Genomic DNA, 26,007 nt, shown 5'->3' on the forward strand with positions numbered 1-26,007 from the left:
AGCCGCTGTACATAAAAAGGCCGCATGACAACCCTCGGGTTTTCATGCGGCCTTTTTGTTTTGGGCTTGCGGTGAGCTTGGGTGATCCACGACACTGTCAGACCTGCGTGAAGCAATTATTTCGTTGTGGAGGCTGCCGTCATGGCCCACGAACTCTATACCCGTACCAACCAGAAGATTTATTTCGCCGGCCTTTCGCTGGAAGCGCTCGCCAAGGCTGAAGAGGGGCGGGCGATGAACTCCCTGGCACTGATTCAGGCCGGGCGCGAATCGGCGTTGTTTCACCTGTACGGAGCGCTGTTGGGGCTGTGCCATGAAATCGCCGGTTTCTATCGCTTGCCTCAGGCCAATGCGCCGCGGGCAGAGATGCTGCTGACCCGCGAAGTACTCGAAACCATCGCTATTCCGGAAATGGCCGAGATGGTCGAGTTGGCGCAAAACCCTGAAACCTGGCTGGCCAAGCTGCTGTCGGCTTATGCCGCACTGTTTCAACCGCCTCGTGCTCCACACAAGCCCAAGGGCGATGTTACGCAGCCGCTCATTCTGGCGGTTAATCTGGACGAAGAGGAGACGCCTGAAGAGCTGAGCCGAGAAGAACTGGAGAGCTGGCGCCAGAGTCTGAAAAGCTTGGCGATCCGGTTTCGCGAAGGGCTGAACGAGTGCTGAAAGATTGAGTGCTCGGCGAATGGTCCGCTCAAAGAAGCGTGATGTCAGAAATTTCTCTTCGTGATGGCATCTGGTCAAGATCCCGAGCGAAGCTTGGCCGATGCCTATATAATCCCTGCCTTTCGTGGAGAACAGTCCTTTATGCCAACGTCCTTTCTAGAAATTGTCGAGTTACCAGACGGCCGAATCGAGCTGCGTAGGGCCGAGGACGAGGGTTCTCTGGTTACTTTGGATTTCTCCGAGGATGCCAAGGCTTTCCTGCAAGGCCAGCACGTGGAAGTCGCCAAGGCGATGTTGAGCGTCGGTGTTCAGATGGCAGGACGCCTGGTTGAAGGCGAATTTGATAAGGAAGAGGGGCCACGGGTTCTTCATTGATCCCGCCCGTCGGATTTTGCGGATACCTCTACAGACCGGCTTCTCTATCCTTGGAGAAGCCCCACGCTGTTCAGTGCAAACAGTGTTTTGTCAGTTAACCCAGCCGAATATTCAGACTTTGCGCATCCCCGGTACGGGCGGCGCTGATTAGCTGTTGCCGCGACGATGTGTTCAACGGGTTTAGCCAGCTGACGACCGTATGGCTGCGGCCAAGTCGCAAGGCTTCACAGGTCAGCTGTTGAGCGCTCTGCGTGCCGCGTGGTTGCAGCAGCAGAATGCGTTCACGGTTCAGGCCGGCGTCTCGCAGCCAGGCTTGGGTCAGGCTGGCGGGTGGGGCGATCAGTGTCAGCCAGCGAGCGTCCTGGTCCTGACTCAGCTCCCTGAGGATGGGTGCCAGAAGGTTCAGGCAATTCCCGGCCGCACCACGCAATGACAGCTCGCTGAAGACTTCGGGCTCGGCGCTCCAGGGCGACTCGACCACGTCTTTCAGGATCGGCGCCAGCGGCTGCGCCATGAACGCCTCGAACAACGGGAGTTGGGCTTGCTGTGAAGTGTGTGGGAACTGCATAAAGCCTCCTTTAGCGGCGAATCACGCCGACGCTCAAGCCTTCGATCACCAGTTCCTGATCTTTCAGGTTGACTTCGATAGGGGCGAATTCAGGGTTTTCGGCAATCAGCCAGACCTTGCTGCCGTCGCGTTTGAAGCGCTTGACGGTCACTTCATCGCCAATCCGCGCCACCACGATCTGCCCGTTACGGGCTTCGCGGGTGGTATGGACGGCCAGCAGGTCTCCGTCGAAAATGCCGACGTCCTTCATGCTCATGCCATGGACCCGCAACAGATAGTCAGCGCGAGGGTGGAAGAACGAAGGGTTGATGTTGCAGGATTCTTCGATGTGCTGCTGGGCGAGGATCGGAGCGCCCGCTGCCACTCGGCCGATGATCGGCAGGGTAGATTCGTCGGCCTTGGCTTCGAAGCCGGGGATGCGAATGCCGCGAGAGGCGCCCGGGGTCATCTCGATCGCGCCCTTGCGGGCCAGTGCCTTGAGGTGTTCTTCCGCCGCGTTGGGCGACTTGAAGCCCAGTTCCTGAGCGATTTCCGCGCGGGTCGGCGGGTAGCCGTTGTCTTCGAGGCAGCGTTTGATGAAGGCCAGAATCTCTGCTTGGCGTGGCGTCAGCTTTAGCATATTGATCGCTCTGTCTTTTTATACAGTGACTGGGATTATATACAGTGAACCGGTCTTGGCAATGCCCCTTTTTTTGCCGGCCGCTGGACGGTCATTCAGCTCTCCGATTGAAGCGCCAGTGTTGTATGGTTAAATAGCTGACCGACCATTCCCAAAACGAACCGCCAGACTTGACAAGGCCTGGGCTGAAACGTATGTTTCAAACAAGTGTTTGTCAGGCGGAGTAGCCATGGCCCAGTCGGAAACCGTTGAACGCATTCTCGATGCTGCCGAGCAATTGTTCGCGGAAAAAGGTTTCGCTGAAACCTCGTTGCGTCTGATCACCAGCAAGGCCGGTGTCAATCTGGCGGCGGTGAACTATCACTTCGGATCGAAGAAGGCGCTGATTCAGGCGGTCTTCTCGCGTTTTCTCGGGCCGTTCTGCCTCAGTCTCGATAAAGAGCTGGAGCGCCGTTCGGCCAAGCCTGAGAACAAACCGACCCTCGAAGAACTGCTGGAGATCCTCGTCGAGCAAGCCCTGGTGGTGCAGCCACGCAGCGGCAACGACTTGTCCATCTTCATGCGTTTGTTGGGGCTGGCTTTCAGTCAGAGCCAAGGGCACTTGCGTCGTTATCTGGAAGACATGTACGGCAAGGTTTTCCGCCGCTACATGCTGCTGGTCAACGAAGCCGCGCCACGCATTCCTCCGATCGAACTGTTCTGGCGCGTGCACTTCATGCTCGGTGCCGCGGCATTCAGCATGTCGGGGATCAAGGCCTTGCGCGCGATTGCCGAGACCGATTTCGGCGTCAACACTTCCATCGAGCAAGTGATGCGTCTGATGGTGCCATTCCTGGCTGCGGGCATGCGTGCCGAAACCGGCGTCACCGACACCGCCATGGCCACCGCACAGCTGCGTCCACGCAGCAAATCAACCCCGGTGGCCGCCAAGGTTTAACCGCACACGGGTGGGCGCGGCAGCTGACATCCGCTAAGCTAGCCGCCCATGCCGACTCTCGTTTTGAACCCCCTCATTGATATCGCCGACCTGCCGGGCTCAGCCCATGGCGGCGAATTCGTGCGAGCCGGGTTTATCGTAATCAAGGAATTCCCATGACTGCTGGCCTGCAAGGCTCGTTGATGGTGGACGTCGCCGGTACCTGGCTGACGTCTGAAGATCGCCAATTGTTGCGCCAGCCCGAAGTGGGCGGCCTGATCATTTTTGCCCGCAATATCGAACATCCGCGTCAGGTGCGTGAGTTGAGCGCCGCGATCCGCGCTATTCGTCCCGATCTGCTGCTGGCGGTGGACCAGGAGGGTGGTCGGGTTCAGCGACTGCGTCAGGGCTTCGTGCGACTGCCAGCCATGCGCGCCATCGCCGACAACCCGAATGCCGAATACCTGGCCGAGCAGTGCGGCTGGATCATGGCGACCGAAGTGCTCGCGGTCGGTCTCGACCTGAGCTTCGCCCCGGTGCTGGACCTGGATTACCAGCGCAGTGCGGTAGTTGGCACACGTTCGTTCGAAGGTGATCCCGAGCGCGCAGCCTTGCTCGCCGGTGCATTCATCCGCGGCATGAACAGCGCCGGGATGGCTGCCACCGGCAAGCATTTCCCCGGTCATGGCTGGGCCGAGGCCGATTCCCACGTTGCGATTCCCAACGACGAGCGCAGCCTCGAAGAGATCCGCGCCAACGACCTGGTGCCGTTCGCGCGATTGAGCAAGCAATTGGCCGCCGTCATGCCGGCCCACGTTATTTATCCACAAGTCGATTCCCAACCTGCCGGTTTCTCCCGTCGCTGGTTGCAGGACATCCTGCGCGGCGAGCTGCAGTTCGATGGCGTGATCTTCAGTGATGACCTGTCGATGGCCGGTGCCCACGTGGTCGGCGATGCCGCCAGTCGCATCGAAGCGGCGTTGACCGCCGGTTGCGACATGGGCCTGGTGTGCAACGACCGCGCGGCTGCCGAGTTGGCTTTGAGTGCCGCCCAGCGGTTGAAGGTCAAACCTTCGGCGCGTATCGCGCGGATGCGTGGGCAGGCGTACGCCAGCACCGAATACCGTCAAGACCCGCGCTGGCTGACGGCCGTCGGCGCGCTCAAAGAAGCTCAATTGATTGATTAAGGACTTTTCGTTATGACGGTTTACGCGATTATCGGTGGCACCGGCCTGACTCAACTCGAAGGCTTGAGCATTCGTCAGTCATTGGCGGTGGACACCCCTTACGGCGCGCCTTCGGCCGAGGTGCAGATTGGTGAATACGCCGGCAAGGAAGTGCTGTTTCTCGCACGTCACGGCCACCCACACCGCTTCCCTCCGCATCAGGTGAACTACCGCGCCAATCTGTGGGCCTTGAAGCAGGCCGGTGCCGAAGCGATTCTCGCGGTCAACGCCGTGGGCGGGATTCATGCCGCGATGGGCACCGGGCATTTCTGCGTGCCGCATCAATTGATCGACTACACCAGCGGTCGCGAACACACCTATTTCGCCGATGACCTGGAACACGTTACACACATCGACTTCAGCTATCCCTACAGCGAACCCCTGCGTCAGCAATTAATCGCGGCGTTGGCGGCTGAAGGCGTCGGCTATAGCAGTCACGGCGTGTACGCCTGCACTCAAGGGCCACGTCTGGAAACAGTTGCTGAAATCGCGAGGCTGGAACGTGACGGTTGCGACATCGTCGGCATGACCGGTATGCCGGAAGCCGCGTTGGCGCGTGAACTGGAACTGGACTATGCCTGTCTGGCGCTGGTGGTGAACCCGGCGGCGGGCAAATCGACGGCGGTCATTACCATGGCCGAGATTGAACAGGCACTGCATGATGGCATGGGCAAAGTGAAGTCGACGTTGGCGCGGGTATTGAAAGGCTAAGCTCGACACTCTCTGGTTTCAGTCATTATCGGATCGTGAAACACAAGCGCCGTAAGGCACTTGCCATCGCCCTGACGTTAACGTAAAGATTGCGGCAGGGCGCTGATCTTCAAAAAGCGCAGGGCGGACCGATCCGGAGCGCTTGATGACGCTAATAAAAACAACCCATCCCACGTTGCACCGCGAAGCCAGGCTGGCCCGGGAGAAGCTGCATCTCGAAGGCGCCGTCCCCGATGGGGTGTTGCGTGCGGAAATCGATGCGTCGTGGCGGCGCAGCCTCAGCCATGGCGTGCATTTCAATGCCAAGCATGAGCTGGCGCTGGAATCGAGCGCGAGCCTCGACGTGCTGCTGGCGAGCAATCGGTTGTTGATCGATGCGGCGATGCCGGCCATCGACTATCTGGCCGAGCGTCAGGGCAAGGAAGGGCTGATCATCCTCGCCAATTCCGACGCCACCATCCTCGCCGTCGAAGGGCGCGCCGACCGTCTCAAGGGCAGTGGCCTGCAAGACATCACCCTTGGTGCCTGCTGGAGCGAAGCCGCTCGCGGCACCAATGCGCTGGGCACCGCACTGGTGGAGGCCCGGCCAACCATGATCGATTGCGGCGAACATTACCTCGATCGCCTGACCGATTTTTCCTGCACCTCAGTGCCGATTTATTGCCCGCAAGGCGACATCCTCGGCGTGCTCGACCTGACCCGCGAAGGCCCGCTCGGCCGCGTTCACGACAGCACCGCGCTGCTGGCCATGGCTGTCAGCCAGATCGAAAGTCGCGTGTTCAACGCCAGTTATCCGGACCAGATCGTGCTGGCCTTCCACAGCCGTCGGCAATACCTCGAATCCCCTTGGCAGGGCTTGCTGGCGGTGAGCCTCGGCGGGCAGATTCTCGCCGTCAGTGCCCAGGCCTGCCAGTTGCTGCATGCAGAACGCTCGGCGCTGGTCGGTCGGCGCTGCGAAGAGTTTCTGGGTGTCGATGGTCTGCAATTGTTGTCGCGTTTGCATCAGGGTGGCGTCGGCAGTTTGCAAACCGCCAAAGGCGAATTCTTCTACAAAACCCTGCGCGCACCGCAACGGTCGATCAAAGTCAGCACCCCGGCGCGCACCCCAGCCAAAACCGCCAAGCCCCACCCCGATCTTGAATCCCTGGCCGGCAGTAACACCCGTTATGCACGAGCCCTGCGTATGGCCCGCCAAGGCCTGGCCAATGAATTGCCAGTGTTGCTGCTGGGCGAAACCGGCACTGGTAAAGAAGTCGTTGCCCGGGCGCTGCACATGGCTGGAGCGCGGTGCGACAAACCTTTCGTTGCGGTGAACTGCGCGGCCATTCCTGAAGGCCTGATCGAGTCGGAGCTGTTCGGTTACCGCGAAGGCGCTTTCACCGGCTCCCGTCGCGGCGGCATGATCGGACGTCTGCAACAGGCCCACGGCGGCACCTTGTTTCTCGACGAAATCGGCGACATGCCGCTGGCCCTGCAAGCGCGGCTCTTGCGCGTGCTACAGGACCGCAAAGTCGCCCCGCTGGGTGCCGGCGAAGAGCAAGACATCGACGTCGCACTGATCTGCGCCACCCACCGCGACCTCAAGCGTCTGGTGGAAGACAAACACTTCCGTGAAGACTTGTTCTACCGGGTCAACGGCATCAGCGTGATGCTCCCGGCCCTGCGCGAGCGCGATGACTTCAGCGGCCTGGTCAGTCGTTTGCTGGCCAGGCTCGATGCGCCGGCGGTGGTCCTGCATGACGATCTGAGTCGCTTGCTCGGCGGCTATCACTGGCCGGGCAACATCCGCCAACTGGAGATGGTGTTGCGCACCGCGCTGGCCATGCGCGAGCCGGGAGACACAGTGCTCACTCTCGACCATTTGCCCGACAGCATGCTCGACGAGTTGACTGCCGGCGAACGTCCCCAGAGCGGCAGTATTCGTGAACATGAACTGGAGCTGATTCGCCAGTCCCTGGACGCTCACCAAGGCAACGTCTCGGCCGCCGCCGATGCCTTGGGCATCAGCCGCGCGACCCTGTACCGCAAGCTCAAACAGTTGCGCTCGTGATGCAGCGCTTGATCGTGCGGCTGATCGACAGCCAGAACCCCGCCGCCCTGCAAGCGGCGTTGCGCTGGCTGTACAGTTTCGTGCGGCCCCATCGGCTGGCGATTGCCGGGCTGCTCGGGTTGTCGGTCTGTGCTTCGTCGCTGGTATTGGTGCAGCCCTGGCTGACCAAACTGCTGATCGACGACGGCCTGCTGGCACGCAACTTTCCAATGCTGGTGCTGATCGCCGGGTTGATGATCGTCGCCGGGTTGTTGGGCACGGCGCTGTCGGGCATCAATCGTTACCTGCACACGCGCCTGTCCGGACGGATTCTGTTTGCCCTGCGCGATGACCTTTACCGGCATTTGCAGAGGCTCTCGCCGAGTTTCTACGGCCAGCGGCGCATCGGCGATCTGATGTCGCGCCTCGATGGCGATGTCGCGGAGATTCAGCGCTTCGCCGTGGATTCTCTGTTTTCTGCCGTGTCGAGCGTGATTGGTCTGGTAGTCGCCGTGGCGATGCTGGTGACCCTGTCGTGGAAACTCTCGCTGCTGGCCCTGGTGCTGATTCCGCTCGACGTGCTGTGGCTGCGCTGGATGCGGCGCAAGGTCGAGCGCGATGTGCGGCAGTTGCGCGAGCGTTCGGCGGACATGTCCTCGTTCATGGTCGAGACCTTGCCGGTGATGAAATTCATCCAGTCCGCCGGTCAGCAACAGCGTGAAGCGCGGCGGCTGGAGGGGTTGGGCCAAGGGTATATGAGCCAGTTGTTGCGCCTGCAAGTCACCGAGTTTTTCACCCAAGCGGTGCCCGGCACACTGACCTCGCTGTCGCGGGCCTGTGCGTTTTTGATTGGCGGTTACTGGGTGGTGCAGGGGACTTGGCAGCTGGGCGCGCTGATCGCGTTTTCGACCTATCTGGGCATGGCCGTCGGCCCGGTTCAGAGCTTGCTCGGGCTTTACGTCGCGATTCAACGGATGACCGTCAGCCTCGGGCGGGTCATGGAGTTGCGCGGTGAAGAACCGACCGTCCTCACGCCGGTTACGCCGCAGCCGATGCCGACCTCTGGCGAGTTGCGCTTCGACGACGTGCACTTCAGCCATCCTGGCCGCCCGACGACCTTGCGTGGCATCGAGGCGCGAATTCCTTACGGTTTGAAAGTCGCTCTGAGCGGCGGTTCCGGTGTTGGTAAATCGACCCTGATCGACCTGTTGCAGCGGCACCACGATCCGCAGTCCGGTCGGGTGTTGCTGGGTGAGGTCGATCTGCGGGAGCTGGATCTGTTCCAGTTGCGTCGGCGGATTGCTGTGGTCAGCCAGGACATCGTCTTGTTTCGCGGCAGCCTCGCCGACAACCTGGCCTACGCCGTGCCGGATGCCAGTCGCCAGGCCATCGCCGAAGTCGCACGGCTGGCGCAACTCGACAGCCTGATCGAGTCTTTGCCCGAAGGCCTCGATAGCCCTTTGGGCGAACGTGGCCAGCAGTTGTCCGGTGGGCAGAAACAACGCATCGCCATTGCCCGGGCGCTGTTGCAGGATCCGTTGATTCTGGTGCTGGACGAAGCGACCTCGGCGGTCGACGAAGCCACCGAGCGCGAAGTGATCGAGGCGATCGACCGACTGTTCGCCGGGCGTACGCGGATTCTGATCAGCCATCGTCCCTCGACCCTGGCCGATGCCGATCTGCGCTTTGAATTGCTGGATGGCGTGCTCACCTCAAAAACGGTGCAGCATGAAGCCTGAGTTGCGGATTGGCGTGGTGGACAGCGGTCACTCGGCAGCACAACGGGTGCAAGTGGTTGCCGGTCGGCGGTTCTCGCTTCTGGAGGATGGGCTGGCGGAAAGTGAGTTACGCGATGATCCGCTTGGCCACGGTAGCGCGGTGATCGAGGCCATCGGCCGAAGGGCGCCTTCGGCGGTTTTCTGCGTGGCCCAGGTATTCGACCAGCGCGGGGTCACCAGCGCCTTGCAGATCGCCACGGCCATCGATTGGCTGGTGGCGCAGGATGTGCGGTTGATCAATCTGAGCCTCGGTTTGCGGCAGGATCGCAGCCTGCTGCGTGAAGCCTGTGCGGCAGCGGTGGCGCGAGGCGTGTTGCTCTGTGCATCCAGCCCCGCCCAGGGCGAAGGGGTGTTTCCGGCCAATTATCCACAGGTGCTGCGGGTCACCGGTGATGCCCGTTGCGCCGAGCAGGAATGGTCGTGGCTCAATAGCGCCCAGGCGGATTTCGCCGCGTGTGTTCACGGCACCTACCCGGGGCAGTCCGGTGCGAGCCTTGGCTGCGCGGCATTGAGCGGGCACATCGCAAGCTTCCTCGTTGCAAACCCCGAGGCGAGCAACGAACAGGTGGTCGATTGGCTGCGGGAGAATGCCCGTTATCGCGGCCCTGAACGGCGCTCTGGCGCATGAACGCGATTGTCATTCTTGGCGCCGGGCCTGCGGGAGCGGCGGTGGCCCTGGGGCTGCGACGGCTCGGGTACGCCGTGATGCTGGTCAGTGAGTGGCGACGGTTTGCCGCGCTGGAAGGAGTTTCCGTACGGGTGCTGGATGCGTTGCGTGGTGCGGGGCTGCATCGAGCGTTGGCGGATGCGACGGTGCCTTCCCAACGGCAGGTATCCTGGAACGGTCAGCAGCATGCGCAGAACATCGAATTTTTACTGGATCGCCCGAGCTTTGATCGAGGCTTGCGCGAGGATTTGCGGCTGGCCGGTGTCGAGCTGATCGAAGGCCGGGTGCTGACGGTGCAGTCGTCGGCTGCGGGGCATCGAATCGATATTGAAGGGCGCGAAGCGCTGGTCGCGGATTTTCTGGTGGAGGCCCGTGGACGCCAGGCGCCGGCCCTCGGCAAAGGCCGGCGGGGGCCGGAGACGCTCAGCTTGCTCAATCGCTGGCAAGGTGCGCCGGGCACCACCGCCAGTGCCGTGGAAAGCCTTGAGGACGGTTGGGCCTGGATGGCGCGGCGGGCCGACGGTCAGTGCTATTGGCAATGGACGGTGGACGTGGCCAGTGCCGAGTTGCCGGGCAAGGCGCTGTTGCTCGATTACTGCCGCCAGCGGCGCCAGGCTTCGGCGGTGGCTCGGGCATTTTTTGCCAGCGAAGCGGAAACCGATTTGCAGCTGCATGCGCGTAGCAGCACGGCGATTTTGTCGTCGCAGGTGTGCGGCGATCACTGGATTCGGGTCGGTGATGCGGCGATGGCGGTGGATCCGCTGTCGGGCAACGGCATCTTTCAATCATTGTCTTCGGCGTTGCAGGCTCCGACGGTGATCAACACGTTGTTGCGCAAGCCAGAGCGGGCATTGCTGGCACAGCGTTTTCATCAGCAGCGGGTCGAGCAGTTGTTTTTGCGTTTTGCGCGGATTGGCCGGGACTTTTATGCCGATGAGCAGCGCTGGCCGGATCAGCCGTTCTGGCAGACGCGGCGACAATGGCCGGATGCGCAAGTGGCCCATGCCGAGGCGGATTTTTCCTCGCTGAGGATTGAGCGAGCGCCGGTGTTGCGCGACGGTTATGTGGATGAGGCCGACGTGGTGATCACGGCGGATCAGCCGCTGGGGATCTGGCATGTGCAAGGGGTTGAGCTGGCACCGTTGGTGCGACGGTTGCGCAGCGAGCCAGCCGAGCAGGTGCTGGCCGGGCTGACGGTGGAGCAGGGGAGGATGGTTCGCAGTTGGTTGTTGGCTCAGGGGTTCAAGCCCTGAGATTTATTATGGACGGTCTGGCCCCTTCGCGGGCAAGCCTCGCTCCTACAGGATTACGCCCCTTGTAGGAGCGAGGCTTGCCCGCGAAGGCGGCCTGAAGAACGCCGCTGATCAGAGCTTGATCAACACCGACTTCAACTCGGTGTAATGCTCGATCGCCGCATACCCCATCTCACGCCCGACTCCCGACATCTTGTAGCCACCAAACGGTAGCGCCGGGTCCAGGGCGCTGTGGCAGTTGACCCACACCGAACCTGATTTGATCCGTGGAATCATTCGGTGCACCGCCGCCAAATCATTCGACCAGATACTCGCCCCCAGCCCATAAGGGCTGTCGTTGGCCATGCGCAGCGCATCGGCTTCATCATCGAACGGAATCGCCACCAGCACCGGGCCGAAGATCTCCTCCTGCACCAATGAGTGCTGTTGATCGACATCGACAATCACCGTCGGTTTGACGAAATACCCCGGCCCGAATTGCTCACCGCCGCAGGCGATGGTCGCGCCGCTTTCCCGGCCCATTTCGATGTAGCGGTAAACCCGCTCCTGTTGGCGCGCCGAGATCAGCGGGCCCATTTCGACACTGGGGTCCAGGCCGTTGCCCAGCTTCATGGCATTGGCAATGTCGCTGATGTCCGCGACCACATTGTCGAAATGCTTGCGCTGTACATACAGCCGGGAGCCGGCGCAGCAGACCTGGCCCTGGTTGAAGAAAATCGCACTGGCGGCACCCGCGGCGGCGGTCTTCAGGTCGGCATCGGCCATGACGATGGTCGGCGACTTGCCGCCCAGCTCCAGAGTGACCCGGGTCATGGACTCCATGGCGATTTTGCCGATCTGCTTGCCCACGGCGGTGGAACCGGTGAAGGTCAGTTTGTCGACCAGCGGGTTGTGGGTCAGGGCGGAACCCGCTGTGATGCCGGTGCCAGTGACCACGTTGAACACGCCCTCGGGGTAGCCGGCTTCCAGCACCAGTTCGGCGAGTTTTAGTGCAGTCAGCGGGGTTTCGTCGGCAGGTTTGAGCACCACGGTACAACCGGTGGCCAGGGCCGGACCGAGTTTCCAGCAGGCCAGCAACAGCGGGAAGTTCCAGGCGACGATGGCACCGACCACGCCCACCGCTTCGCGACGGATGAAACTGTGGAACTGGTCGTCGGGCATCAGCGGCAGCGACACGTCAACGCTGGAGCCTTCGATCTTGGTCGCCCAACCGGCCATGTAGCGCAGGAAGTCGATCGACAGCTGCACGTCCATCACTTGGGCCACGGCCGCGCTTTTACCGTTGTTCAGGCATTCGAGTTGCGCCAGCAGTTCGGCGTCGCGCTGCATCAGATCGGCGAGTTTCCACAGCAGGTTTTGCCGCTCCCGAGGGCGAGTGCGGGTCCAGGACGAATCGTCGAAAGCCTGACGGGCGGCAAACACCGCGCGGTCGACATCTTCGGGCGTGGCCCGTGGCACCGAGCACAGCACCTCGCCGGTGGCCGGGTTGTGCAGGGGCATGGTCTGGCCGTCGGCGGCCTCGACCCAGTCACCGCCAATGAGCATGCGTGGTGCGCGCTGGATGAAAGCCGAGGTAGCGGGAAGCAGATTTGGGAGGGGCATGGCAAGACCTCTTGTTGTGCGTGAGAACAGGGCTTTTTCAAGGGCTGGCTCAACGTCTGGCAATGGCTGTGCCAAGTGCTGGAAAGGGCAGGGAAACCTTTGACTGGCGGGACTTTCAGGACGCAAAGGGCTGTCGGCAGGGGGCTTTGTTTTTCGCAAATTGCGACAGAGGCTGAGACGACGAGCAGCCCTGTAAAAGTCTTGAGACATCCATTATTCGGTAATAGAATTTTCAGGCTCGGTGGGCGAAATGACGGAGCGTTTGCCCGGCAATTCATCTGGCCCTAGGGAGGTAGCGACGATGCTTTCAACCCTGGAGATTCAAAACATCATTGAGCACAGCTTTCTGCCGTCGGTCTGCACCTGCAGCATGGCGGTGGACCAGTCCCTGACGATTCGGGTCTGCAATTGCATGACCGGTGAAGTGGATCTGATTGCCACTCATGTTCCGGTCTGGACACTGGATAGCCCCTACGCGCTTGCGTCGCTGATCGCTGACCTGCGGCAAGAAATCGAGGCTCACAAAGGCGTTCACCCAACGTATTACAGCTGAGTTGGTATCACACCGCACCACGTTTGTGGTGCGGTGTCCGTGGTATCAGGCATGAATTTCCCGGGAAATATCATCGAACGTGTCGCTATCTACGGCAGCCAGTAATCGTCTGCCATCCTTGAGTGTGGCCAGGAAGGTCACTTCGGTTTCCTTGCCGGCCAACATGAAACCGGCAATCGCGCCGATCGGCCCCAACAACATGGCACCCGCCACGCCGAAGCCGATAGCATCCTTGATGTTGTTGATCGAATCCTCGTTGGCCACTTCTACACTCTTGAACAATGAGAGCGGGAGGGTGATGCCGGGCCACGGGTGAAGCGACGTCCTGAGCGTGAAAACGCCGTCCCTGTACTCTCCATCACCCTGCAGAAAGTCCCCCGCCAGGACCGTTATGCTTGCCATGTTCTTACCCTCTGACTGGCAATCGGTGAACCCTCATTTCGCGCCTGCACTGGAGCATCGTCAATCGCCGGGCGATGAAGTGTTCCGGTCGGGGACATCTATGCTTGTCTCACACTGCAACAGGTGTCGCGATATTAGACGCGGGCGATCTCGTTCAGACGCGCTCAATAGCCAGTGTTTTCACGTAACTAATTGAATTTTATGGTGATCGTCAAGCTGGCACGCTCCGTGTATTGCTCATCGCAGACGTTTCTCTTGCCTCCGTCAGCGGATCAAAGCCGACGGTAGAAACCATAAAAACGATAAGCCACAAAAATAAGAAAGCACCGTGCGAGGTTCGACGTTGATGAAGAGAAAACTCCGATCAGGCATGAGCGCCAGTCTGCTGGTAGTAGCCGCCTGTATGGCGCTGCACTCACCCCATAGCCTGGCAGCCCGCGACGCCCAGACCATCCTCAAGGAAACCTGTCAGGGCTGTCACACCCCCGAAGCCGATAACGCCTTGAGCCGCATCAGCCACCAGCGCAAAACCCCGGAAGGCTGGTTGATGAGCATCGCCCGGATGCAAACCATGCACGGTTTGCAGATCAGCGATGACGACCGCCGGACACTCGTCAAATACCTGGCCGACACTCAGGGCCTGGCACCGAGCGAGACCGATGGCGTGCGTTATGCGCTGGAGCGGCGGCTCAATACCGTCGAGAAGTTTGACGACCAGACCAGCCAGATGTGCGGTCGCTGCCACTCCGGCGCGCGGGTTGCCCTGCAACGCCGGCCTGCCCAGGAATGGGAGCGCCTGGTGAACTTCCACCTCGGCCAATGGCCGTCGCTGGAATACCAGGCGCTGGCGCGGGATCGTGACTGGTTTGATATCGCCCGCAAAGACATGGTGCCGCTGCTGGCCAAGCGTTATCCGCTGGACAACCCGGCCTGGAAAAAATGGCTGGGCAGCGCGCCGAAAAGCGCTGCGCTGGTGGGTGACTGGAGTTTCAGCGGCCACTTGCCGGGTAAAGGTGAATTGGCCGGGGTGATGAGCGTGACGGCCAACGGCAGCGACACCTTCAAGGTCAGCGTCAAAGGCCAGTACGCCGACGGCACGCCCTTCAACGGCGATGGCAGCGCGATTCTCTACACCGGCTACGAATGGCGCGGCAACGTGACCATTGATGGTGTGACCATGCGCCAGGTGTTCGCCGCCCAAGGCAATGCGATGCAGGGGCGGATGTTCGAAGCCGAGTACGACGAGCGCGGTCTGGATTTCGTCGCCGCCAAACAGGGTTCCCAGCGTTTGCTGGCGGTGCAGCCGGGTTATCTGAAGGCGGGCGCCGAGACAGAGGTGACGCTGGTCGGCAGTGGCCTCACCGGCAAACCGGACTTCGGCAAAGGCGTGGAAGTGCTCGAAGTCGTCGAGCAAAGCGCGGACCGGATCAAGGTCAGACTCAAGGCCGCCGCCAATGCCCAACCGGGCCTGCGCGCGGTGACTGTTGGCAGCCTGAAAGGCCCGAGCCTGTCGGTCTACAGCAAGATCGACTCGGTCAAAGTGGTGCCGGAGTTCTCGGTGGCGCGGATCGGCGAGGGCGGTGGTTCGACGCCGAAAGTCCAGGGCCGCTTCGATGCCGAAGCCTGGGGCAAGGGCGCTGACGGCAAGCCGTATCGCATCGGCGTGTTCCCGGCGCAATGGAAAGTCGAAGCCTTCGACGACCGCGCCAAGGAAGACGAAGACGTCAAGTTCGCCGGCACCATGCAGGCCGACGCTGGCGTGTTCAACCCGGGCGATGCCGGGCCGAACCCTGCGCGCAAGATGTCCACCAACAATGCCGGCAACCTCAAGGTGATCGCCGCCGTCGACGACGCAGGGAAATCCCTGACCGGCGAAGGCCATATGATCGTCACTGTGCAACGCTGGAACAATCCACCCATTCCATGATGTTGAAAACCTGACTTTTACGGTTTCAGACACTTTTTGGAATGACCGCAAGACCCCGCAAGAAGGGGCTTGCACAGGAGGTTTGCCATGGGCGCTATCTTGAATCTGGTCGAGCGTAATCTGCACGAAGTGCACGTCGATGCCGACCGCATGCTGCTTCACATTCCCAGCAGTTCGCTGTTCGCCAGCGATGAGCTGACCGGCACCATCATCGATACCTTGCGCGGTCCCGGCTGTTCCTCGGAAGATCTGATCCAGCGCTTGGCCGCACGTTTCAACGGCGAAGAAATCACCGAGACCCTGCGCGAGCTGATCTCGCTGGAACTGGTCAGCGACGGCTCGCCACTGACGCCGGACATCGGCACCAAACGGGTCGAGCGCACCGCGATCAATACCGTGGTGCTCAACGTCAACACCGGCTGCAATCTGAGCTGCACCTACTGCTACAAGGAAGACCTCGACAAGCCGTCGGCCGGCAAGAAAATGGACGTCGAAACCGCGGTCGCGTCGGTGGAAATGCTGCTGCGCGAATCCCCGGACGAAGAACGCTTCACCGTGGTGTTCTTCGGCGGGGAGCCGCTGAGCAATCGCAAGTTGATCGAGTACATGGTCGACTACTGTGAAAAGCGCTTCGCCGAGGCGGGCAAGTTCGTCGAATTCGTCATGACCACCAACGCCACGCTGCTCACCGAAGAGACCGTGGACTACCTCAATGCCCATCGCTTCGGGCTCTCGGTCAGTATCGACGGGCCGAAAACCGTGCACGACCGCAACCGCATCACCGTGGGCGGGCAGGGCACCTACGACGTGGTGCGGCGCAAGGCCGAAATGCTGCTGTCGCGCTACAACAGCCGTCCGGTGGGCGCGCGGGTGACCCTGACCACCGGCGTCACCGACGTCGAGACTATCTGGGATCACCTGTTCAATGAACTGGGTTTTGCCGAGGTCGGGTTTGCTCCGGTGACTTCTGGCGACATCAGCAGTTTCAATCTGTCCAGCGATGAACTGATCGAAGTTTTCGCCAATATGAAAAAGCTCGGTCGACGGTATCTGGAAGCGGCGCTGGAGCACCGCAATATCGGTTTCTCCAACCTTCACCAGTTGATCACCGACATCCATGAAGGCCACAAAAAAGCCCTGCCATGCGGCGCGGGCCTGAAGATGCTGGCGGTGGATCACAAGGGCGAATTGAACCTGTGCCATCGCTTCACCGGTTCGAGCCTGCCGACCTTCGGCAATGTCCACAGCGGCGTGAAACAGGTCGAGTTGAATGACTTCCTCTCACAACGCCTGGACCGCACCAACACCGGTTGCGAGGACTGCCAGATCCGCAACCTGTGCTCCGGCGGCTGCTACCACGAGAGCTACGCCCGATACGGCGACCCGACGCACCCGACCTATCACTACTGCGAACTGATGCGTGACTGGGTGGATTTCGGCATCGAGGTCTACACCCGGATCATGGCCAATAACCCTGCGTTTATCAGCAGCTACATCACTCCGCGCAAGGCTCACTGATATGAAACATCTCAAGGCAATCAATAACAAAGCGTTGAAGCTGGATCAGGCCGCGGATGAAAACCGCATCGAAGAAGTGGTGGCGATGAGTTCTGTCGCCGGCTGCGCCTCGACCACCGACCCGGGTTGGGAGATCGACGCCTTTGGTGGTGTGTCTTCGCTGTGCCAGCCGATGGAGGCCGATCTTTATGGCTGCTCCGACCCGTGCTGGTGGCCGGCCCAGGTGCCGGACATGATGAGCACCTACCCGGACTGGAACAAGGATGCCCAGGCGTCCAACGAAAACTGGCGCAACCTCGGCACTGTCTTTCCAAAAGACAAGTAATCGGACAGAGAAGGATTCCAGCATGCCTAGCATCAAAGCCTGCGGCCTGGCCGCGTTCGCCGTCCTGAGCGCTTGTTCGCTCACTGTTCTGGCCGATGAAAACACTGCTTTGCAAGATGGTCACGAGTACATGTTGACCACCAATTACCCGAACAACCTGCATGTCATTGATCTGGCCACCGACAGCCTGTTCAAGACCTGCAAAATGCCGGACGCCTTCGGCCCTGGCACCGTGCAGCTGTCGCCGGATCGCAAGACCGCTTACGTATTGAACAACCACTATGCGGATGTCTACGGCGTTGAGCTGGACAGCTGCAAGCAGGTATTCCACGCCAGCATCACCCAGAAACCGGGGGAGAAAGCACGCTCGATGTTCGCTTTCACCCTCAGTCATGACGGCAAGGAATTGTTCGCCATCGCCAACCCGACGTTGATGCTCAACGATCGCTACGAAGTGCAGCAACCGCGTCTCGATGTGTACGCGACCGACGCCGGCATGGACGCCAAACCCGTGCGCAGTTTCCCGGCACCACGGCAGTTGACCATCATGCAGAGCGGTGACGACGGCACGTTGTATGTGGCAGGCGCGGATGTTTACAAGGTTAATGTGAACACCGGCAAGTTCGACGTGCTGATCCCCAGCCGTCACTGGAAACGGGCCAACTACAGCGCACCGGACGTGCTCTACGTGTGGAACCAGCAGACCTATCGTCATGATTTCTCGCTGCTCTACACCGCCGCGAAATTCAAGGACAAGAAGCAGGACCCGGCCACCGCCGAGTACCTCTACGGGCTGTTCAGCATCGACCTGAAAACCGGCAAGACCGAAACCACCGACTTCGGTCCGCTGACGGAAATCTACTTCAGCGGCATGCGCTCGCCCAAGGATCCGAACCTGATGTTCGGCGTGCTCAATCGCTTGGCCAAGTACGACATCAAGCAGAAGAAAATGCTGCAGGCGGCGACGCTCGATCACTCCTACTACTGCATTTCCTTCAACAAGGACGGCAGCAAGATCTACCTGGCCGGGACGTTCAACGATGTGGCGATTTTCGATGCCGACAGCCTGAAGCCGATTGGCAGCATCAAGTTGCCGGGTGGGGATATGGCGATTACCACGGCGCAGGTTTTTGTTCGGTAACTACTGCGCCTGAGCGGACGCCTTCGCGGGCAAGTCGGATCGCCGCACCGCTCGCTCCTACATCGGATTTTGGTTGGATACACAATTTATGTACCGCCGAAGACCCCTGTAGGAGCGAGGCTTGCCCGCGAAGAGGCCCTCAAGAACGCCGCAGCATCAAGCCTCCGGCACCGGGCAACTCAAATCCCCTTCCTTACACTTCAAGTAAGTCTTGAACGCTTCGACCCGCGCCTTGGTCAGCTCCGTGGTGCAGTTGCTGTAGATCAGCGGATAAACACTGCCTCCCTCCACACCGGATGCCGAGAACTTGCACTCGGCATCGCGAAACGCAATCCATGAGCGCTGGGCACTGACCAACAGCTTCTTGGCGTCAGGGCTGTCCTTCAATCGCGTGGTGATCTGCTGGTAAAGCGCATTCAGCTCCTTGTCGGCCGCTTTGTTCTGCTGCGCCGCGCACTGATTCATCGTTGTCTGGTCGGTGGCGTTGTCGCAGTCGATGGCATGCGCAAGTGGGGTGAACAGCAGTGGCGTCAGCGCCAGGAGAAAACGTGGGGGCATGGTGGGCTCGCAGTGGTGGTGAAAATTGGGCTGCAGTGTAGCGAAGATGGAAGTTTCAGCTTGTAACGAGGCGCTTTCAGCCCAGAACTTATGGCCTAAATCGAGGCCGAATATTTCAGGTACGGTTGATTGCAGCAGCCGTTTGATACAACTTTTAGGTTGGTCTTCTGGTCTTTACGGGCCTACTGTTCAATACAGGAGGTGACTTATGAACCCAGCATCAGATCGCATCGAAAGGAAGATCCTGCTCAAGGCGCCGCGCTCGCGGGTCTGGCGCATGCTGGCCAATGCCGAAATGTTCGGACAATGGTTCGGTGTGGCACTCGAAGGCAAGCGCTTTGTCGCCGGCGAGTGGACCCAGGGGCAGATTACGTATCCTGGTTATGAGCACTTGTTGTGGAATGTACTGGTGGAGCGGGTCGAGCCGGAGCGGGTGTTCTCGTTTCGCTGGCACCCGTATGCGGTGGAACCGGAAGTCGATTACTCCCAGGAGCCCACCACGCTGGTGAAATTCGAACTCCAGGACATGGACGAAGGCACGCTGTTGACGGTCGTCGAGTCCGGTTTCGATCACGTTCCTCAGTCGCGCAGGCTCAAGGCGTTCCGCATGGACAGCCGTGGCTGGGATGAGCAGATGAACAATATCGAACAGTTTCTGACGAACAACGCCAAGACCCACGATCTTCAGGGCGGTTGATGGCTGCAGGTCTCGAAACTCGTGGCTTCGGCCCATGATGGTTGATACGTCCAAGAGTTTTCGGAAGGGCGGCTATGGCGAATGTCTTACACGCGGTAGTAGCTATGTCGTCTATTGCTGATTGGATCCGAAGCGTAATCTAGCCCCATCAACTGAAGCACAGGAAGTGCTCAGGGTCACGGATGATCGACCATAAGCAAGGATTGCTGCCGACAGGGAGTCGATATGGTCTTGGGAAAAACCCGCTTCGGCGGGTTTTTTTTCGTCTGCAGGAAATGCCGCCAGCCCAACCTGTAGGAGCGAGGCTTGCCCGCGAAGGAAGCGCCGCGCTGTATCAGCAGGACCGCGTCATCGTTTATCGCGGGCAAGCCTCGCTCCTACGACACAGGACGTGTTCCTGCTATAAGGGCTGTTTTTAGGCGCTGAGTGGTCAATGGCTTACACGCAGTCGCTGGTATGTCGTCTTTTGAAGCTTCATCGATGTGTTTAATCTGGATCCATCAACTGAACACAGGACGTGTTCAGGATCACGGATGATCGACCATACGCCAGGATGGCTACCGACAGGATGTCGCAATGGTCTTGAGAAACCCGCTTAGGCGGGTTTTTTTATGGGTGTCAGAAAAGTCCGTCAGATGTCCACGACTTCACGCAGAGTCTCCAGGGCGCGCTTCAACACGTCGAGGCTGATCGATCCCATGGCCACCCGCAGTGCAGGAGGCACATGAGTGGTCGTGGCAAAGGGATCGGCGCTGGTCACCTGCACACCCTTACGTTCCAGCTCGGCAACCACCGTTTCGGCCCGCAATCCTTCGGGCAATCTGAGCCAGAGGTAGTAGGACGCGGGATGCGCCACCAGTTCGCAGTTTTTCAGGATTTGCCGAGCCAGGTCCTGTCGCTGCCGGGCGTCCAGGCGCTTTTGCTCTTCGAGGTTGTCGACTTCGCCGCTATCGATCCAGCGGCAGGCCAGTGCGACGGTCAGCGACGGGGTGCTCCATGTCGACACGCGAATGGCTTGTTCCAGCGCTGGCATCATCGCTTTCGGTGCAACGATGAAACCGATGCGCAGGCCCGAGGCAACGCTTTTCGACAGCCCGCTGATGTACAGCGTGCGCTGCGGGGCCAGGGTAAACAGCGGTTTGGGCGCCGGTTCTGCGAGGAAGGCATAGGCACCGTCTTCGATGATCAGAAAGTCGTAGCGTTCGGCCAATTGCACCAGGCGTTCACGGTCGGCGATGGACATCACCGTCCCCAGCGGGTTGTGCATCGTCGGCATGCTGTAGAGCGCCCGCACGGGGCGCCGCTTGCACAGTGCTTCCAGGGCGTCGAGGTCGGTGTGCCCGGCGATTTGCGGCAGGGCTTCGAGGTCCAGCCGATGCGCTTGGGCCAGGGTTTTCAGGCCGGGGTAGGTGAGGGCGTCGAGGGCCAGAATATCTCCCGGTTTGAGCAGTGCCATCAGCGTCACGGCAAGACCTTGCTGGGCGCCGTTGACGATCAGCACCTGATCGCCCCCCACCCGAATGTCCCGATTGCGTAAATGCCGGGCCGCCGTCTGCCGTTCATGCGGCCGCCCGCCCTGAGGCGCGGAATGCAATAGCGCATCGATATCCCCGGAGGCGGCAATCGCTCGCAAACCCTCGCGCAATAACTCGTCCTGACCGGGTACCGACGGGTAATTGAAGGTCAGGTCCACCATGCCGACGCCCAGTGGTTGCTGTTCCAGCCCCAGTCCGCGTGGCAAGGACGTGTCGCGCACAAAGGTGCCACGGCCGGTCTCGCCGACCACCAGGCCGATCGCTTCCAGCTCGTGATAGACCCGCAATGCCGTGGCCAGGGCAATCCGTTCGCTCTGCATCAGCGCGCGAATGGTCGGCAATTGCGTGGCCGGCGGCAGTTCACCGCTGCGAATCTTCCCGGCGAACTGATCCACCAGGCGTTTGTAGCGAATACGGGTCATGGGTGAGTGCTCTTTGTATCTGGATCAATTTTTTGTTTGTATCAGATTGGCGCTCTAATCTACAGGCTTTCCAGGACGGAGACTGCGCTGTGATTGACCTTGCGACCTTATCGATTTTCGTCGGCGCGGTGATGCTGTTGCTGCTGTCACCCGGACCGAACATGGCCTTCGTAATCAGCCATGGTGCCAGTTATGGCTGGCGCGGTGGTGTGGCGTCGGGATTGGGCATTGGCCTGGCCGATCTGATCCTGACGGCGCTGACCGCGATGGGGGTTACGGCACTGGTTGCCAGTTGGCCGCCGGCCTTCGACCTGATCCGTTATGCCGGTGTCTTGTACCTGCTGTGGCTGGCGTTCAAGGCGTTGCAAAAGCCATCGGCCGGCGGCATGTCGGATGTTGCGCAGGTGCCGCTCAAGACCCTGCTGATCCGGGCGATGCTCAACAGCCTGTTGAACCCCAAGGCCTTGCTGTTTTTCATGGTGTTCCTGCCGCAATTCGTTAACACGCAACGAGGCTCGATTGCCGTACAGCTGGTGCTGCTGGGCATGGTGCTGACCCTGGTCAGTGGCGTGTTTCACACCCTGCTCGGGGTTTTCGGCAGCACGGTCAGCCGGCGTATTTCCAGCACGTCGACATTCGCCAGATGGCAGTCATTGGGGCTGGCCGCAGTACTGCTGTTACTCGCCGTCCGGCTGGCCCTGATGACTCGTCCGGCCTGACTCATTCGCTGAAAAGGAACCTCTGCATGTACATCGCATCGTTTATCTACAAACCCGGGCAACGGGACGAGGAGTTCAATCGGTTGAGCACGTTGATCGACGAAGTCGCGATCAGCATCGAAGGGTTCGTCGGCACCCAATCCTGGTGCTCGGCCGATGGCGAGTTGGTCAACGCCAGTTACTACTGGCAGGACGAAGCTTCTATCCGAGAATTCGCCAGCCATCCCAGGCACTTGGAGGCCAAGCGTCAGTACCGCAAGTGGTATGCGGGTTATCAAGTGGTGATCGCTAAAGTGGAGCGGGCTTATGGCGATGACTCGTTTGAGCTGTTTGTGCCGAATGGCCGGCGTGCGGCGAATGCTTGAGCGAGGTTTTCCGCGACGGATTTTCCTGCCTGAATGACTGGCTGCGGAGGGATAGCCCCCGCAGCCATCTCTTTCACTGGAGATCGAGTTTCGCCGCTGCACGTTCGGTGATTTCCGTGCGCAATTTCAACGACCCGGCAGCGCGTGTACGGGCTTCTTCCAGCACGCTAGCTGGCGCCGTTTCGGGGCTGCCCGACGCAAACGGCGGTGCCGGGGCGTATTCCAGCTGCAATTGCACCAGTTGCGCGGTGTCCTTATCGAACAATTCAGCGGCCAGGGTCAGGGCAAAGTCGATGCCTGCGGTGATCCCGCCACCGGTCAGCAGATTGCCGTCGCGTACTACTCGATCTTTCACCGGGATCGCCCCCAACAGCCCGAGCAATTCGTGATACGCCCAGTGAGTGGTGGCGCGCTTGCCCTTGAGCAACCCCGCCGCGCCAAGCACCAGGGCACCGGTGCAGACCGAGGTGACATACCGCGCCGTGGCGGCCTGAGCCTTGATGAAAGCCAGGGTTTGTTCATCTTCCATCAATGGCCCGACACCACCGCCACCGGGAACGCAGATCACATCCAGCGGCGGGCAATCGTCGAAGGTGATGGTCGGTTTCAACACCAGCCCGGTACTCGCGGTGACGGGCACCAGGTCCTTCCAGATCAGATGCACCTTCACATCCGGCAGTGAGGCCAGCACGTCATAAGGGCCGGTCAGGTCCAGTTGTTGAACCTGTGGAAACAACAGTAAACCGATCTGCAACGTCATGGCGTTTTTCTCCTGATTGGGGTGGACGGCTTCACTGTAGGCTCGTAGGATCTGGCGTATACGCCAATAACCCCACGAATTACGCCAAACATGCCGAGCCACCCGAAAACCATTCATGTGCTGGCCTTTGCCAACGTGCAAGTGCTCGATGTCACCGGGCCGTTGCAGGTGTTTGCCTCGGCCAACGACATTGCCCGCCAGCAAGGTCTGCCGCCGCCCTATGCGCCGTCAGTGATTGCCAGCGGTGGCGGGGCGGTGATGTCGTCGGCGGGGTTGGCGCTATTGGCAGAACCGCTGCCGGATCGGGGCAGCGACACCTTGATCATTGCCGGTGGCTGGGGCGTTTACGCGGCGGCGCAGGACGCGTCGCTGGTGGCGTGGGTGCGTGAGCATGCGCGAGATTGCCGGCGAGTGTCGTCGGTGTGCACCGGGGCGTTTTTGCTGGCAGCCAGCGGCTGGCTTGATGGTCGACGAGTAGTGACGCACTGGACCCGCTGCGAGCAATTGGCGCAGCAGCATCCCAAACTGCAGGTCGAACCCAACCCGATCTTCATCAACGACGGTCCGGTCTGGACCTCGGCCGGGGTTACTGCGGGCATTGACCTGGCGCTGGCCATGGTCGAACAGGATCTCGGCCGAACCATGGCCCTGGAAGTCGCCCGGCAACTGGTGGTGTTTCTCAAGCGTCCGGGGGGCCAGTCGCAGTTCAGCGTGACCCTGTCGTTGCAGAAAGAAGGCAACCGATTCGACGAGCTCCACGCCTGGATTAGCGAAAACCTCACCAAGGACCTCGGCATCCCGACCTTGGCCTTGCAGGCCGGGATGAGCGAGCGCAGCTTCGTCCGTCACTACCGCGCCGACACCGGCCAGACCCCGGCACGAGCCATTGAGCTGATTCGGGTCGAGACCGCCCGGCGCTTGCTCAGCGACACCGGCGTACCAATCAAACGGGTCGCGGTGCAATGCGGGTTTGGCAGCGAAGAAACCTTGCGTCGCAGTTTTCTGCGAGCCATGGGCGTGACACCGCAGGCTTATCGCGAGCGGTTTTCCGTCAGCCCTCCAGCAGATCCAGTAATGCCTTGAGCGTCGCCTTGGGCGCTTCCTCGGGAATGTTGTCAGATCGATCTGAGGCCTTACTTCTCAGGCTTCCACGTCCGCCATCTGATTGAAGTACTTCGACCGGTCCGGTGTAAACGTCACCACCATTTTGGTCCGGGAACAGGTCAACGCCCGTTCTGCGCTCAGATCAATATCCAGATCTTCCCCGCGCAACCCCTGCCATTGGGCGAGGTATTTCAGGGATCCGTATTTTTCGAGTTTCTTCAGGCTGCGGCTGACACCACCTTTCCAGCCCAGCACCGGGAGTTCGCCTGTGAGGCATTGGTTGGCGAGGTCGGGGAAGCGGGCGGCGCGTTGGCGACCGATCTCCCAGCATTTGATCAGGCCTTTGTCGGGGCCTTCCCACAATTCAGTCCGGTTCAGGCCTGATCGGAGTGGGGTATCGATGCTGCGATGGATGCGCTGGATCATTCTGGTTCCTTGAATTCGGGTTTTGTTGGACAGCTCCGCTGTGCCCGTTGAGCGTGGATGGTAGGGATGGATGTAGGTGCTGGCAACAAGGTATTTCCGGATGTAGGAATGAGTAACTGCGTGTTGATTGGGCAGGTTTGTTTAGTAAATGTAGGTGTTTGCCCTACACACTCTTGTGGCGAGGGGGCTTGCCCCCGTTCGGCTGCGCAGCAGTCGTAAAACCAGCAAACACGGTGCTTCTGGAGGAATGTGGTTGAGCATTCGAGGGGCCGCTACGCGACCCAACGGGGGCAAGCCCCCTCGCCACGGGAGGTCATTCCTGTCAGGCGGAGTGTGTTTAAGTTCATCGCGGGTAAGCCTCGATCCTACAAAAAGCGTCGTAAATGTGGATATTTCTGACGAGTTTTGGCGGTTGTAGGTTAGGAAAGGGAGCCGATAGTCTTTCCGGGTCGCTGCCAATTCAGCGACCGGGTTTGGTCACCCGTGCAATGTCAGGCGTACAAGCGCCAACGTGAGCATGTCGGCGCTTTTTCTTGTGCTTGTCGGTATGCTTCGCGGTGGGCTGTGCGCGGGGCACTTTCGAGTGCGCCGGGTGCCTGACTTCCCGGTTGACCAACCTGCGTACCGCCCACCACCCATCGTTTGGTCACGATGATGGTGAGCTTCATGAATGTCAGGAGTTACGCCATGATAAAAGACAGTCCCAATCCCCCAGAAACCGACGACGTTTCCCCCTACGAATCCCTCGATTCTAAAAAACTCAACGAAGCCGCCGAACGTGCGCTCGACCACTACCTCAAACCCACCCCGAAAAAAACCGAAAGCCGTAAGCCAAGCAAGATGTTTCTGGTTGCGCCGGACATGGACAACGAAAGTCTGTTGGCTCATGTCTGCGAATCACTGGCCTCAGCCAGCGTCATGACCAGCGACATTGCAGCCTATGTCGACGCCCCACAGCGGCATACGCTCCTGGCGATTCAGCAGGTCATCATGCTGGCCGAGCTGGCGGTGAATCGGATGCTGGATAACGTCGACATACCGAAGCCTGCGCCACACAGCTAACCCCCCTGTAGGGGGGGGGGGGGGGGGGGGGGGGGGGGGGGGGGGGGGGGGGGGGGGGGGGGGGGGGGGGGGGGGGGGGGGGG

Annotated in this window: 27 protein-coding genes; 19 read left to right on the forward strand and 8 right to left on the reverse strand. The window is 60.4% G+C overall.

Going from position 1 to position 26,007, the window contains the following annotated elements:
• The first annotated feature begins 141 nt into the window (after positions 1-141).
• Together AC1RO5_RS25620 and AC1RO5_RS25625 are read left to right on the forward strand one after the other, a co-directional pair.
• On the forward strand, positions 142-666 hold the full coding sequence (locus AC1RO5_RS25620) for a DUF6586 family protein (protein ID WP_493178339.1): 525 nt from the start codon (positions 142-144) through the stop codon (positions 664-666).
• A gap of 141 nt (positions 667-807) precedes the next feature.
• Complete coding sequence (locus AC1RO5_RS25625) at positions 808-1,041, forward strand: hypothetical protein (protein ID WP_007933173.1); 234 nt, start codon at positions 808-810, stop codon at positions 1,039-1,041.
• Positions 1,042-1,135: 94 nt separating this feature from the next.
• Here AC1RO5_RS25625 and sulA read toward each other — a convergent pair whose 3' ends face one another.
• Both sulA and lexA read right to left on the reverse strand, forming a co-directional pair.
• Positions 1,136-1,609, reverse strand: a complete 474-nt coding sequence (gene sulA / locus AC1RO5_RS25630) for an SOS-induced cell division inhibitor SulA (protein ID WP_493178340.1) — start codon at positions 1,607-1,609, stop codon at positions 1,136-1,138.
• A 10-nt stretch (positions 1,610-1,619) separates the two neighbouring features.
• Complete coding sequence (gene lexA / locus AC1RO5_RS25635) at positions 1,620-2,228, reverse strand: transcriptional repressor LexA (RefSeq protein ID WP_007933171.1); 609 nt, start codon at positions 2,226-2,228, stop codon at positions 1,620-1,622.
• A 229-nt stretch (positions 2,229-2,457) separates the two neighbouring features.
• Here lexA and AC1RO5_RS25640 point away from each other — a divergent pair, with 229 nt between their 5' ends.
• From AC1RO5_RS25640 to qhpG, 7 genes are all read left to right on the forward strand, one after another.
• Positions 2,458-3,165: a TetR/AcrR family transcriptional regulator gene (locus AC1RO5_RS25640; protein ID WP_493178342.1), complete on the forward strand. Its 708-nt coding sequence runs from the start codon at positions 2,458-2,460 to the stop codon at positions 3,163-3,165.
• Positions 3,166-3,320: 155 nt separating this feature from the next.
• A complete protein-coding gene (gene nagZ, locus AC1RO5_RS25645) occupies positions 3,321-4,331 on the forward strand; it encodes a beta-N-acetylhexosaminidase (RefSeq protein WP_019579917.1) in 1,011 nt (336 codons plus the stop codon).
• Between the two features lie 12 nt (positions 4,332-4,343).
• On the forward strand, positions 4,344-5,081 hold the full coding sequence (locus tag AC1RO5_RS25650) for an S-methyl-5'-thioinosine phosphorylase (RefSeq protein ID WP_007991412.1): 738 nt from the start codon (positions 4,344-4,346) through the stop codon (positions 5,079-5,081).
• Between the two features lie 145 nt (positions 5,082-5,226).
• Positions 5,227-7,131 carry a sigma-54-dependent Fis family transcriptional regulator gene (locus AC1RO5_RS25655; RefSeq protein ID WP_493178343.1) on the forward strand — a complete coding sequence of 635 codons (1,905 nt, stop codon included), beginning with the start codon at positions 5,227-5,229 and terminating at the stop codon, positions 7,129-7,131.
• Positions 7,131-8,849 carry an ABC transporter ATP-binding protein gene (locus AC1RO5_RS25660; RefSeq protein WP_493178345.1) on the forward strand — a complete coding sequence of 573 codons (1,719 nt, stop codon included), beginning with the start codon at positions 7,131-7,133 and terminating at the stop codon, positions 8,847-8,849. The genes AC1RO5_RS25655 and AC1RO5_RS25660 overlap by 1 nt, the downstream gene beginning before the upstream one ends.
• The gene (qhpE, locus tag AC1RO5_RS25665; protein ID WP_493178346.1) at positions 8,839-9,516 is read left to right on the forward strand and encodes a subtilisin-like serine protease QhpE; all 678 of its coding nucleotides are present in this window, start codon (positions 8,839-8,841) and stop codon (positions 9,514-9,516) included. The genes AC1RO5_RS25660 and qhpE overlap by 11 nt, the downstream gene beginning before the upstream one ends.
• Positions 9,513-10,808 (forward strand): flavin-dependent monooxygenase QhpG, encoded by a 1,296-nt coding sequence (gene qhpG / locus AC1RO5_RS25670; RefSeq protein ID WP_493178348.1) that lies wholly within the window; start codon positions 9,513-9,515, stop codon positions 10,806-10,808. The genes qhpE and qhpG overlap by 4 nt, the downstream gene beginning before the upstream one ends.
• 111 nt (positions 10,809-10,919) lie before the next feature.
• Here the strand turns inward: qhpG and AC1RO5_RS25675 are convergent, their stop codons facing one another.
• On the reverse strand, positions 10,920-12,410 hold the full coding sequence (locus AC1RO5_RS25675) for an aldehyde dehydrogenase family protein (protein ID WP_493178349.1): 1,491 nt from the start codon (positions 12,408-12,410) through the stop codon (positions 10,920-10,922).
• A gap of 301 nt (positions 12,411-12,711) precedes the next feature.
• On the opposite strand from AC1RO5_RS25675, the gene AC1RO5_RS25680 reads away from it, so the two are divergent.
• Complete coding sequence (locus tag AC1RO5_RS25680) at positions 12,712-12,963, forward strand: DUF1652 domain-containing protein (protein WP_493178350.1); 252 nt, start codon at positions 12,712-12,714, stop codon at positions 12,961-12,963.
• A 45-nt stretch (positions 12,964-13,008) separates the two neighbouring features.
• Here AC1RO5_RS25680 and AC1RO5_RS25685 read toward each other — a convergent pair whose 3' ends face one another.
• Positions 13,009-13,365: a hypothetical protein gene (locus AC1RO5_RS25685; RefSeq protein ID WP_493178351.1), complete on the reverse strand. Its 357-nt coding sequence runs from the start codon at positions 13,363-13,365 to the stop codon at positions 13,009-13,011.
• A gap of 346 nt (positions 13,366-13,711) precedes the next feature.
• On the opposite strand from AC1RO5_RS25685, the gene peaA reads away from it, so the two are divergent.
• The 4 genes from peaA (at position 13,712) to peaD (ending at position 18,276) form a co-directional block, all read left to right on the forward strand.
• Positions 13,712-15,292 (forward strand): quinohemoprotein amine dehydrogenase subunit alpha, encoded by a 1,581-nt coding sequence (gene peaA / locus AC1RO5_RS25690; RefSeq protein WP_493178353.1) that lies wholly within the window; start codon positions 13,712-13,714, stop codon positions 15,290-15,292.
• Between the two features lie 87 nt (positions 15,293-15,379).
• The gene (peaB, locus tag AC1RO5_RS25695) at positions 15,380-16,810 is read left to right on the forward strand and encodes a quinohemoprotein amine dehydrogenase maturation protein (RefSeq protein ID WP_493178354.1); all 1,431 of its coding nucleotides are present in this window, start codon (positions 15,380-15,382) and stop codon (positions 16,808-16,810) included.
• Position 16,811: 1 nt separating this feature from the next.
• The gene (gene qhpC / locus AC1RO5_RS25700) at positions 16,812-17,135 is read left to right on the forward strand and encodes a quinohemoprotein amine dehydrogenase subunit gamma (protein WP_007971075.1); all 324 of its coding nucleotides are present in this window, start codon (positions 16,812-16,814) and stop codon (positions 17,133-17,135) included.
• 22 nt (positions 17,136-17,157) lie between these two features.
• A complete protein-coding gene (peaD, locus tag AC1RO5_RS25705) occupies positions 17,158-18,276 on the forward strand; it encodes a quinohemoprotein amine dehydrogenase subunit beta (protein WP_493178355.1) in 1,119 nt (372 codons plus the stop codon).
• 156 nt (positions 18,277-18,432) lie between these two features.
• On the opposite strand, the gene AC1RO5_RS25710 is transcribed toward peaD, so the two are convergent.
• On the reverse strand, positions 18,433-18,834 hold the full coding sequence (locus tag AC1RO5_RS25710; RefSeq protein WP_493178356.1) for a lysozyme inhibitor LprI family protein: 402 nt from the start codon (positions 18,832-18,834) through the stop codon (positions 18,433-18,435).
• A gap of 208 nt (positions 18,835-19,042) precedes the next feature.
• Here AC1RO5_RS25710 and AC1RO5_RS25715 point away from each other — a divergent pair, with 208 nt between their 5' ends.
• Entirely contained in the window at positions 19,043-19,531 is a 489-nt protein-coding gene (locus AC1RO5_RS25715; protein ID WP_493178358.1) for an SRPBCC family protein, read from the forward strand.
• Between the two features lie 631 nt (positions 19,532-20,162).
• Here AC1RO5_RS25715 and AC1RO5_RS25720 read toward each other — a convergent pair.
• Positions 20,163-21,488, reverse strand: a complete 1,326-nt coding sequence (locus tag AC1RO5_RS25720; RefSeq protein ID WP_493178359.1) for an aminotransferase-like domain-containing protein — start codon at positions 21,486-21,488, stop codon at positions 20,163-20,165.
• A gap of 89 nt (positions 21,489-21,577) precedes the next feature.
• Between AC1RO5_RS25720 and AC1RO5_RS25725 the strand changes: the two genes are divergently transcribed.
• Positions 21,578-22,207 (forward strand): LysE family translocator, encoded by a 630-nt coding sequence (locus AC1RO5_RS25725; protein WP_493178361.1) that lies wholly within the window; start codon positions 21,578-21,580, stop codon positions 22,205-22,207.
• Positions 22,208-22,233: 26 nt separating this feature from the next.
• The gene (locus AC1RO5_RS25730; protein WP_019648322.1) at positions 22,234-22,572 is read left to right on the forward strand and encodes an antibiotic biosynthesis monooxygenase family protein; all 339 of its coding nucleotides are present in this window, start codon (positions 22,234-22,236) and stop codon (positions 22,570-22,572) included.
• A 73-nt stretch (positions 22,573-22,645) separates the two neighbouring features.
• On the opposite strand, the gene inhA is transcribed toward AC1RO5_RS25730, so the two are convergent.
• Entirely contained in the window at positions 22,646-23,332 is a 687-nt protein-coding gene (gene inhA / locus AC1RO5_RS25735; RefSeq protein ID WP_493178363.1) for an isonitrile hydratase, read from the reverse strand.
• Positions 23,333-23,422: 90 nt separating this feature from the next.
• On the opposite strand from inhA, the gene AC1RO5_RS25740 reads away from it, so the two are divergent.
• Positions 23,423-24,415 (forward strand): GlxA family transcriptional regulator, encoded by a 993-nt coding sequence (locus AC1RO5_RS25740; RefSeq protein ID WP_493178364.1) that lies wholly within the window; start codon positions 23,423-23,425, stop codon positions 24,413-24,415.
• 57 nt (positions 24,416-24,472) lie between these two features.
• On the opposite strand, the gene AC1RO5_RS25745 is transcribed toward AC1RO5_RS25740, so the two are convergent.
• A complete protein-coding gene (locus tag AC1RO5_RS25745) occupies positions 24,473-24,862 on the reverse strand; it encodes a hypothetical protein (RefSeq protein ID WP_493178365.1) in 390 nt (129 codons plus the stop codon).
• A gap of 687 nt (positions 24,863-25,549) precedes the next feature.
• On the opposite strand from AC1RO5_RS25745, the gene AC1RO5_RS25750 reads away from it, so the two are divergent.
• Positions 25,550-25,924: a DUF6124 family protein gene (locus tag AC1RO5_RS25750; RefSeq protein ID WP_493178367.1), complete on the forward strand. Its 375-nt coding sequence runs from the start codon at positions 25,550-25,552 to the stop codon at positions 25,922-25,924.
• Positions 25,925-26,007: the final 83 nt, after the last annotated feature.

Source organism: Pseudomonas sp. GW822-FHT02G04 (genome assembly GCF_058802085.1).

Excerpts from the sequence above, each read along its gene's own strand:
- AC1RO5_RS25620 (WP_493178339.1), top strand. The coding sequence starts at position 142 with ATGGCCCACGAACTCTATACCCGTACCAACCAGAAGATTTATTTCGCC.
- AC1RO5_RS25625 (WP_007933173.1), top strand. The coding sequence starts at position 808 with ATGCCAACGTCCTTTCTAGAAATTGTCGAGTTACCAGACGGCCGAATC.
- sulA (WP_493178340.1), bottom strand. The coding sequence starts at position 1,609 with ATGCAGTTCCCACACACTTCACAGCAAGCCCAACTCCCGTTGTTCGAG.
- lexA (WP_007933171.1), bottom strand. The coding sequence starts at position 2,228 with ATGCTAAAGCTGACGCCACGCCAAGCAGAGATTCTGGCCTTCATCAAA.
- AC1RO5_RS25640 (WP_493178342.1), top strand. The coding sequence starts at position 2,458 with ATGGCCCAGTCGGAAACCGTTGAACGCATTCTCGATGCTGCCGAGCAA.
- nagZ (WP_019579917.1), top strand. The coding sequence starts at position 3,321 with ATGACTGCTGGCCTGCAAGGCTCGTTGATGGTGGACGTCGCCGGTACC.
- AC1RO5_RS25650 (WP_007991412.1), top strand. The coding sequence starts at position 4,344 with ATGACGGTTTACGCGATTATCGGTGGCACCGGCCTGACTCAACTCGAA.
- AC1RO5_RS25655 (WP_493178343.1), top strand. The coding sequence starts at position 5,227 with ATGACGCTAATAAAAACAACCCATCCCACGTTGCACCGCGAAGCCAGG.
- AC1RO5_RS25660 (WP_493178345.1), top strand. The coding sequence starts at position 7,131 with ATGCAGCGCTTGATCGTGCGGCTGATCGACAGCCAGAACCCCGCCGCC.
- qhpE (WP_493178346.1), top strand. The coding sequence starts at position 8,839 with ATGAAGCCTGAGTTGCGGATTGGCGTGGTGGACAGCGGTCACTCGGCA.
- qhpG (WP_493178348.1), top strand. The coding sequence starts at position 9,513 with ATGAACGCGATTGTCATTCTTGGCGCCGGGCCTGCGGGAGCGGCGGTG.
- AC1RO5_RS25675 (WP_493178349.1), bottom strand. The coding sequence starts at position 12,410 with ATGCCCCTCCCAAATCTGCTTCCCGCTACCTCGGCTTTCATCCAGCGC.
- AC1RO5_RS25680 (WP_493178350.1), top strand. The coding sequence starts at position 12,712 with ATGCTTTCAACCCTGGAGATTCAAAACATCATTGAGCACAGCTTTCTG.
- AC1RO5_RS25685 (WP_493178351.1), bottom strand. The coding sequence starts at position 13,365 with ATGGCAAGCATAACGGTCCTGGCGGGGGACTTTCTGCAGGGTGATGGA.
- peaA (WP_493178353.1), top strand. The coding sequence starts at position 13,712 with ATGAAGAGAAAACTCCGATCAGGCATGAGCGCCAGTCTGCTGGTAGTA.
- peaB (WP_493178354.1), top strand. The coding sequence starts at position 15,380 with ATGGGCGCTATCTTGAATCTGGTCGAGCGTAATCTGCACGAAGTGCAC.
- qhpC (WP_007971075.1), top strand. The coding sequence starts at position 16,812 with ATGAAACATCTCAAGGCAATCAATAACAAAGCGTTGAAGCTGGATCAG.
- peaD (WP_493178355.1), top strand. The coding sequence starts at position 17,158 with ATGCCTAGCATCAAAGCCTGCGGCCTGGCCGCGTTCGCCGTCCTGAGC.
- AC1RO5_RS25710 (WP_493178356.1), bottom strand. The coding sequence starts at position 18,834 with ATGCCCCCACGTTTTCTCCTGGCGCTGACGCCACTGCTGTTCACCCCA.
- AC1RO5_RS25715 (WP_493178358.1), top strand. The coding sequence starts at position 19,043 with ATGAACCCAGCATCAGATCGCATCGAAAGGAAGATCCTGCTCAAGGCG.
- AC1RO5_RS25720 (WP_493178359.1), bottom strand. The coding sequence starts at position 21,488 with ATGACCCGTATTCGCTACAAACGCCTGGTGGATCAGTTCGCCGGGAAG.
- AC1RO5_RS25730 (WP_019648322.1), top strand. The coding sequence starts at position 22,234 with ATGTACATCGCATCGTTTATCTACAAACCCGGGCAACGGGACGAGGAG.
- inhA (WP_493178363.1), bottom strand. The coding sequence starts at position 23,332 with ATGACGTTGCAGATCGGTTTACTGTTGTTTCCACAGGTTCAACAACTG.
- AC1RO5_RS25740 (WP_493178364.1), top strand. The coding sequence starts at position 23,423 with ATGCCGAGCCACCCGAAAACCATTCATGTGCTGGCCTTTGCCAACGTG.
- AC1RO5_RS25745 (WP_493178365.1), bottom strand. The coding sequence starts at position 24,862 with ATGATCCAGCGCATCCATCGCAGCATCGATACCCCACTCCGATCAGGC.
- AC1RO5_RS25750 (WP_493178367.1), top strand. The coding sequence starts at position 25,550 with ATGATAAAAGACAGTCCCAATCCCCCAGAAACCGACGACGTTTCCCCC.